This is a genomic window from Paraglaciecola sp. (assembly GCF_030730205.1).
GTDB lineage: Bacteria > Pseudomonadota > Gammaproteobacteria > Enterobacterales > Alteromonadaceae > Paraglaciecola.
Genome location: NZ_JANQVQ010000292.1, coordinates 1 through 8,091, shown reverse-complemented (window position 1 = coordinate 8,091; position 8,091 = coordinate 1). Strand labels below are relative to the sequence as shown.

The window sequence follows — 8,091 nt, the reverse complement described above, 5'->3', positions numbered from 1 at the left end:
GTACCTCTTTCGCCCTTTGATGTTCGCCCATTTGTAAAAGCAAATAGTGTAAATAATCTAAGTTTCGGATTATAAAATTAAAAAATGCCGTGTCTTGTTGCTGTGTTATGGCAATTTTTTGCTCGATTGCCTTAACGGCTAATTCTGGCTGGCTGTAGTAATAGACCCTCGCCTTACTGTCTAAGTGCGCCAGCATGGCCGAATGCTGCTTATCCACTACCGTTTCGAGTATTGTTTCAGCCGCCAGTAAATCCCGTTGCGCGTCCTCATGCAAATCTAACTCGGCATTGATTTGCGCTTCAAATGATATTATTTGGGCTTGTAAGGTACTTAAGTTGTGTTTTTGTGCATCTTCTTGAGCCTCCAAGAGTAACGCTTTAATTTCAAGTAATATGGGTTGATGGCTTAGTGCAAATTGCTCAGGAGTCAGTTGAAAAAAACTGTGAAAAAAATGACGGGGTAAATTGTTATACATTACCTTGGCTAAATCAAACTCTATCAAAACACGTTGTTGTGCTGAAAGCTCAGTTTTATAGTCCGTTAGCATCTCTTCTAAAAAGGCTTTTCTCTGGCGCAGCGCCGGGCCAGAATACCCCCGATCTTCAACACGAGCACGGGCACGCAGATATTGGTCATAAAATAAAGCTTCGGGCAGATTAGTAGGTGAACTAGTGGTAAATGGTTGAGCAAGGTCACTGAAAGTTTGGATCACCTTAGTGTAAGCACTATCGTTATTATAAAGTTTAGCAAGTTCATACGCCGCCTCAAAGTACAGCGGTTTTCGTGGCATATGCTTGGTATTAGCCAGCACCTCCAAATACAGTTTTTCAGATAGACTTAAATCATCTAAACCTTGATAGGTATTGGCAAGTGCCAGTTTAATTTTTTGCTTCGATTCAGCAGAAAGTGCGACGTCATTATCTAACGAGGTATTGATTTGGGCTAACAATGCCTTAGCATCAAGATTTTTTTGATTGCTAGTCAGTGGATTAAGCAAGGTTAAAAAATCACTTAGCTTGTCAGTAATCAAGGTTTGTTGCCGAAATTGTTCCTGCAATTCAAGTTGATTGTTGTATAGGCTTCTACCTTGCATCATCAGCAGTAACAATGAAATAAACACTAAACTGGCAATAAGCGGGTGCCGTAAAAAAATGAATTTCTTACATCGATAAATTGCCGTTGCTGAATACGCCTGACTCACAAACCCCGCATTAAACAAGGCGACATCGGCCACCATTTGCGTCACCGATTGATATCTTTTTTGCGGCTCTTTATGCAATGCCTTATCACTAATCGCCTTTAATTCTTTTGCATATTTTAGTGCGGGGTCTTTGCCCTGCGCTGTGGAGAGGTTTAATAAAACACTTAACAATCGCCCCAGTGCGAACACATCGGTAAGCGTGGTTACGTGCCCTGTTTCCATCAACTCTGGGCTGGCATATTGAGGAGAAAATGCGCGATAGTAATGCGTGAGCTCTGAATGGGTGGTATCAAACAAGGTGGCAATGCCAAAGTCCAAAATATGTGGCTCACCCCGTTCATCGACCAATATATTATGCGGTTTAATATCCGCATGGATCACCTGATGTTGGTGAGCGAACTCCACGGCCTTGGCGATACGGATAAACAGCGCCAAGCGCTGTTTAATGGTTAATTGCTGTTTGTCGGCGTATTCTGTAACAGGCTGACCGCTAATATTCTCCATCACAATATATTGCAACCCGTCTTGGGTTTTACCGGCATCATGCACTGTACAAATATTGCCATGATTCAACTTAGCCATAAAGCTGGCTTCATTGGCTAATTTATGGGTATCAAATAGCTCACTTACATGAGATGAAATCACTTTAATCGCGACTGTTTGTTCAAAGGCACCATCAATTCGTTTGGCCTGATATACCGTGCCCATTCCACCCTGCCCCAATTCAGCGACTATTTCATAGACAGAAATAACATCACCTACTTGCAACTGATTTTGATGTAAAAAGGCGTCACTCTCATTTGCAAAATCATGGGACAGGGTAAAGTCGATATTTTTAGTATCTTGGGCAATCAACAAAAGTACTTGTGTCAACATTGCTTCGTCAGCACAAATACTGCGCAAAAAGCTTTCTCTTTGCTCGGGGGGCAATTCCATGGCGCGCGTGAATAGTTCGTAAATCATAAATATTTTCAATCTTTCTTTGTTTGATGACTCTTGTGTCCGGCCACCTTCTTTATCTTTCAAACCCGAGCAATAATTAATGAAAATTGTTTTGATATCGTGTCTTTAACTAATTGGCAACTTTGAAATATCAGGATTATTCAAGTTTTTTTACCGCTGTAAATAGCCAATTTATTTCCAGTTCATTTAGCGATTAATTTTTATTGCAGTGAATGTAATTGGTTAAATACCCGGCAATTTAGCTATGTCAGTAGGTTTTTAATGAGGATTGATATAGATAGAAACTGCCATTAGTGCAGAGATTGTGTACATCTTTCAACGTTATTCTAGCTACAACATTAGAATCACGAAATGTGGTTTTTTTTTGTTTTTACGTGCGTTTTTTTGCCTAATTTTTTTTGCAATTATACAACCAACAAATATGAAGTAAAGACAGTATCAGCTCAGTTTTAATAGGGATATTCAGTAAAAATGGATTATTGATAAGGCTCGTTTTAAACCAATAAAACAAACGTGCTCTTTTGCGCTGTTAAATATAAGAAGTATTTATGCAATTAAAACGTGATTTCAATTTAATAGTTTTTGTAGGTGGGATTTGTACCCTATTTGCTTGTGGCGGTGGTGGTGGCAAATCAAGTAATAACCAACCACAAATACCTCCAGAAGTCGAACAGCCTCCTGCAACTATAAGTATATCAGGGCCAAGCACCATTTCTATTGCAGAACATCAAACACAAACCCTGCAATTAAGCACTGATTATTCTGGCAGTCAGCCCGTAAACATATCATTTTCAGATATTTCTGATGAAATTGAGATCAGTGGGACTAAAACTGAGACAGGTTATGAGCTAACACTGAGCGTAGGCGAACTATTAGGAGAGTTAAATGATGAATTCACTGCTGTTATTACTTTAAGTGATGGAGCAACAAGTCAGTCTTCAACCATCGTTATCTCAACTATAAATCAATCACTCGCTGACAAATTTGAAGAAATTGAAGAAACAATAAAATCTATCCAAGCCTATTCAAGTAGTGTCGAATTATCTAACCTGGGTACTTATTTAATTGATAGGGCCTATTTAAATAATCAGATTTCGTACGAAGAAAGTCAGTCATTACATCCAAAACTCATTGAGCTAACTCAAACAGCAACAGAAGCTGCACTATTAGCTGCCACTCAAACTTATTCTTCAATCCTTACCAAAATGGATGAAGTGAGTGAATCAGAATCACTAAGTTTACTACTCAAAGTAAATGAAGACCTCATTAATAGCAAAGCTGCGTATAGCAATTTACTAGTTGAGTACAACAATTTATCTATCCCTGCAATGCCAGTTTTTCTTGACATTTTTTTATCTGAATACAATGGAGCTTATAGCTTATTTTATAGCAATCCTAATTATGGGGAGTGGGTAAATGAAACTTGGCAATTCCATTCTGAATGGGCATTTCTGACAAAACTGCTTCCTTCAAATATTTCTTCTTGTTCAGTCGAATCAGATTCTTAAGGTGAATGAAATGAAATATACATATTTAGCTTTATTTTTATCTCTATCATATTCAAGTACCTTGTTCAGCAAAGAAACCATCAACCTAGTGGTCACTCAAAAGGATGGTAACCGTAAAAATTTTATCATAAACAAGGATGAACTTGGTGCATTCAAAAACTCAAATGCGTCTAGCCTAATAGAAAAAGACATTTTGGTTGCTACCCCAAAAACGTTGCCAAAGAACTATAATTCTGACCTTCCTCCTTTAACGCTAGATAAACGCCAATCAAGTTTACACCAAGATTTTTATGCAAAATCTAGCAATAAGTCGGATTACTTGCCCAATGATGAATATTTTGACCAGCAATATTATTGGCAAACCGCTAATGAAGAATATTTAGCCTATAACAATATCTTAGCCAGCGTCCGACACCTATCGCCATTGCGAAGGTCTGTAGTAGGTATTGTTGATAGTGGTTTTTATCAACATCCAGATTTAATTTTCACCGATGGCTATAGCTTTACCAGAGTGGCTGATGCACAAAGAAAAGAATACTTCTATATCCCTGAAGAATTTAACAACTCACCTGCTGATCGCATCTCAAACTGCTTTATACATGGCACTGCCGTAGCTGGAGTTGCCACCGCTATTAGAGACAACTCAATAGGTTTTGCCGGTATTGCTGATGCGGATCTAATAGTAGCAAGAAGCCTAAATTGCGGACTGGGTTTTTTAAGTGATACAGCTGATGCAATACTTTGGCAGTTGGGTCAGCATGTAGATGATATAAGAGTACCGACATTAACAGCAGATGTTATAAACCTTAGCCTAGGTGGCGGGTCTGAAACCTGCCCTTCTTATATACAAAATTCTATTGATGCTGCCAACGAACAAGGGGTGCCTGTTGTTGTTGCGATTGGTAATCAACAAATAGATGCTGCTGGATTTTCACCCAGTAATTGTCAAGGTGTTATCAACGTAGCAGCTGTTAGCCGTACAGGTGATTTGTTTAAAACAAGTAATTTTGGTACTCCAATAGATATTGCAGCATTTGGAGATGGTGTGGCTGGGATGACTGAAGAACCAAATGCAATTGGATATTGGGATGAATCAAGTTTTGCTACCCCAATAGTTACTGGGGTTATCTCAAACGCACTTTCAGAGTTTGTAACCTTAAATATTGATGAAATAAAATTCTTTCTTACTGTTACTGCTTTACCGTTTATTGCTGGGCAATGTGACGACAGTAGACGCTGTGGACCAGGTATCTTAGACGCTGAAAAATTTCACCTAGGCTTGCGAGATTATAGAGATGGCGAAATCTTATCATTTAGACCAGTACTTAATAATACGCAATTTTGCGATAAATCACTTTACGCGACAGATAATGCAGAGCTAACAAGATTATGCAATACCGTTGAACTGGTTTTACCTAAACATCAAAGTAATCGAAATGACATCCGCTTTGAATTGCTCGCCTTTGAGAAGGGAAAAAACCTAACTTTTGATAACGGTAGTCTAGTTATGTCGACGCAATCAACACACTCGCTTCTAGGTGACTTAAACCTTGATGAAAATAACTACGGCGTGCGCATGTGTAACAGCGAACGCTGCTTTGGCACTTCAGCCATTCAAATTACGGATCTGAGCCAAAATGCTCCGGCTATTTGCAATTAATCGCTGATTAAAAATATTTCAAACAACCTAAATGGAACACCGATGAATAAGAAAATAAATGCTGTATTTCTGACTTTTTCAACATTGATTTTGGCTGGATGTGGTGGAGGTGATTCAGGTCCAGACACTTCTGTTTCGACACCAAAACCTATTAATCCTGGTTCATCTCAAGTGGTGATTAAAGTAATTGACGGCTATTTGGCTAATGCCCAAGTGTGCGTAGATAGAAATTCAGACAACGTTTGTCAGAACGATGAGCTCTTAACGACAAAGACAAACGCTTTAGGTGAAATTGTGATCCAACAATCGGATGCTCAATACCCTTTAATTGCGCAGATATTACAAGGGATCACAATTGATTCGCATAGCGGTTTTGCAAGAAAATCATACGAAATGATTACTGCCGCGGGAAGCACTGAAATCACTCCATTTACTACCCTTTCTGTATTGAATCAGATGTCAAATGAAGACATTGCATCTGCTTTAAACATTCCAGTTGCAGATGTTTTCAGTGATTACATTGCAGCCGACAGTACCGATGTGCAAATCATAGCAAGAAGTGTTGCTCTGACATTGAACATACTGGGTTCAATGAACGCACAAGATATTTTAGATTCCTCTATCAGTATCAGTGACTATGTTTCAACTAATGCCATCACTGATCCCACAGCAATTGTTGTGAAAACTCTAGCAGGCTTAGAAACCCAAAGCGTCAAACCAACGATGAAAGAAACATTGCTAAGTAATTCTGTTTGGACCTTTGCAAACTTAAACCATGATACCTACATAAGAGAAAATTTCCGCATCGCAAATTTCAGCGATACCAGCATGACTCTTTCTGATAACTGGGACAAGTTACTATATGAAAGCGAGATAACGTATAATTTTGACGGTATATTGAATGCTGAAGGGACGGAATATTTAGAAAAATTTTTATACGTAGATGACAATTTACTTATTGGCCAAGCTTCAGCAGACCAAACGGACTTAAACGTGTGGATGGGTGGCGATCATGGTGATTATCAATCCTCTAGCTTCGATGAGGAGCAATTTAAGAACGGTAGCACTTGGTACCTTGTATTCTATGACGATGCCGATATTAATATTGCAAAAATGACGTTTTCTAACACTGGTACAGTTGAAATTAATGAGTTATCAACAAATAGCCTAATGACAACGACTTTTACCCTTGAAAAGTCAAACTTTGAAGACAAAAACATCTATTTAAACGTCGTATTACCTGATGAATCTAATCCATTGAGATATGAAGCCTGGTTCTCTTCAGGTTCAATCCTTGTCGTGCGTGATGAGAACAGACGCACGTTAAGCTTGTTGACTCAAAGTTTAGAAACTGCCCGGTCAATAGCTCAGCCCTAACACATTTAATTTGTGAATATTTAACGTCGAACAGCACGCGTTGAAGCCACTTCAAACGTGCTTTCTATTGACATTAGTCTATATGCAATTATTCATTTTACTTTAAGTTACTCGGAGTGCTCGTTCAATGAGCAATATTTAATTATGTTAAATAACATTAAACAAAGCATTTTGTACCCATACAAAGATCCCGCATGGTTAAAAAAACTATGGATTTTGCCTCTAATCACGCTGATTCCAATTATCGGGATAATAAGTCTAATTATTCTAAAAGGGTGGCGATTTTCCATGGTGAAAAATCTGTCAGTCGGAAACGAAAACTTACCTGAATTAGATTTCGGAACTATGCTCAAAAATGGCGCTATTCTTTGGGTCGTCATGCTGTCATACGCACTTGTTCCCTCAATTATTCTTGGTTTGCTGGGCATGGGTGGTCCAATTGGCTTGTTAGCCGATCTGATTACTATTTTCACTGATGGATTTGATACATGGGTTAAAACAGAACCAAGTGAAATAATGTGGACATTTGCGGTATATACGATTTGGGCAATTATATCCCTACCTATTTATCAAGCCGGTATGATTCGATTCGCAGTAACAGGTAATTGGAAGTCATTACTAAATGTGCCTGCGAATACATTTTTATTCCTACGTTACTTACCCAGTTTTATTGGTTTTTACCTATATTGGCTAATTTTGTGTCTATTAATATTTATTATTGATCTAGCCCTAACTGTCACTGTCATCGGTGTCATTTTAATCCCCGTAGTCAGTATCTGTTTATATTATATCTCTAGCGCTTATGAACTAGGAAAGCTTGCTCAAAAAATCAAAAATAAAGTTAATTCATTTGATGAACCAGTTATCGCAAAGACTATTTAATTTTTTTTAATTTTACTGTTTTAACTAAACCCTATCCAAGGAATACATATGAAAAATACAATTATGTTCTTTTTACTTTTATTAGTTGCAAATGACTCATTTGCACTTGATGTAGACAAGCAGATTGAGTCAGCTGTGAAGTCTTTCACCGAAAGAACGCGCTACCAAATAACGGGCGTTTCAAGAACGCCAACCCCTGGACTTTTTGTTATGAATACAAATCATGGCTTACAGCTTACAAACTTTGAAGGTAAGTTACTCATTTCAAGAGACAAGGCATTCTATGCAGATAAAAAAGGGGAAATCACCGGTAGCTCTTTAGATGAAATCAGACTTGAAGCACTATCTGAGATAAACCAAGAAAGTATTATTGTGATTAAACATGGTAACGGAAATAAAAAGCTCATTTTATACTCAGCTCTAGATTGCCCTATTTGTTCAAAACAATAATAAGTATGCTCCATTTTTTACTTTAATCAGTTATCTGCCAGCTCTCCCCT

At 38.1% G+C, this 8,091-nt stretch carries 6 protein-coding genes; 5 read left to right on the top strand and 1 reads right to left on the bottom strand.

What is annotated here, in order from left to right; all coding sequences use genetic code 11:
- On the bottom strand, positions 1 to 2,164 hold a 2,164-nt coding region (locus tag NWQ57_RS18620; protein WP_306023679.1), incomplete at its 3' end, for a serine/threonine-protein kinase.
- Between the two features lie 548 nt (positions 2,165 to 2,712).
- Between NWQ57_RS18620 and NWQ57_RS18615 the strand changes: the two genes are divergently transcribed.
- From NWQ57_RS18615 to NWQ57_RS18595, 5 genes are all read left to right on the top strand, one after another.
- Entirely contained in the window at positions 2,713 to 3,672 is a 960-nt protein-coding gene (locus NWQ57_RS18615) for a hypothetical protein (RefSeq protein WP_306023678.1), read from the top strand.
- A 10-nt stretch (positions 3,673 to 3,682) separates the two neighbouring features.
- Positions 3,683 to 5,332 carry a S8 family serine peptidase gene (locus NWQ57_RS18610; RefSeq protein ID WP_306023677.1) on the top strand — a complete coding sequence of 550 codons (1,650 nt, stop codon included), beginning with the start codon at positions 3,683 to 3,685 and terminating at the stop codon, positions 5,330 to 5,332.
- A 42-nt stretch (positions 5,333 to 5,374) separates the two neighbouring features.
- The gene (locus tag NWQ57_RS18605; RefSeq protein WP_306023676.1) at positions 5,375 to 6,709 is read left to right on the top strand and encodes a hypothetical protein; all 1,335 of its coding nucleotides are present in this window, start codon (positions 5,375 to 5,377) and stop codon (positions 6,707 to 6,709) included.
- Positions 6,710 to 6,853: 144 nt separating this feature from the next.
- A complete protein-coding gene (locus NWQ57_RS18600) occupies positions 6,854 to 7,591 on the top strand; it encodes a DUF4013 domain-containing protein (RefSeq protein ID WP_306023675.1) in 738 nt (245 codons plus the stop codon).
- A gap of 48 nt (positions 7,592 to 7,639) precedes the next feature.
- The gene (locus NWQ57_RS18595; RefSeq protein WP_306023674.1) at positions 7,640 to 8,041 is read left to right on the top strand and encodes a hypothetical protein; all 402 of its coding nucleotides are present in this window, start codon (positions 7,640 to 7,642) and stop codon (positions 8,039 to 8,041) included.
- Positions 8,042 to 8,091: the final 50 nt, after the last annotated feature.

Coding starts and splice junctions, on each gene's coding strand:
- NWQ57_RS18615 (WP_306023678.1), top strand. CDS start 2,713: ATGCAATTAAAACGTGATTTCAATTTAATAGTTTTTGTAGGTGGGATT.
- NWQ57_RS18610 (WP_306023677.1), top strand. CDS start 3,683: ATGAAATATACATATTTAGCTTTATTTTTATCTCTATCATATTCAAGT.
- NWQ57_RS18595 (WP_306023674.1), top strand. CDS start 7,640: ATGAAAAATACAATTATGTTCTTTTTACTTTTATTAGTTGCAAATGAC.
- NWQ57_RS18605 (WP_306023676.1), top strand. CDS start 5,375: ATGAATAAGAAAATAAATGCTGTATTTCTGACTTTTTCAACATTGATT.
- NWQ57_RS18600 (WP_306023675.1), top strand. CDS start 6,854: ATGTTAAATAACATTAAACAAAGCATTTTGTACCCATACAAAGATCCC.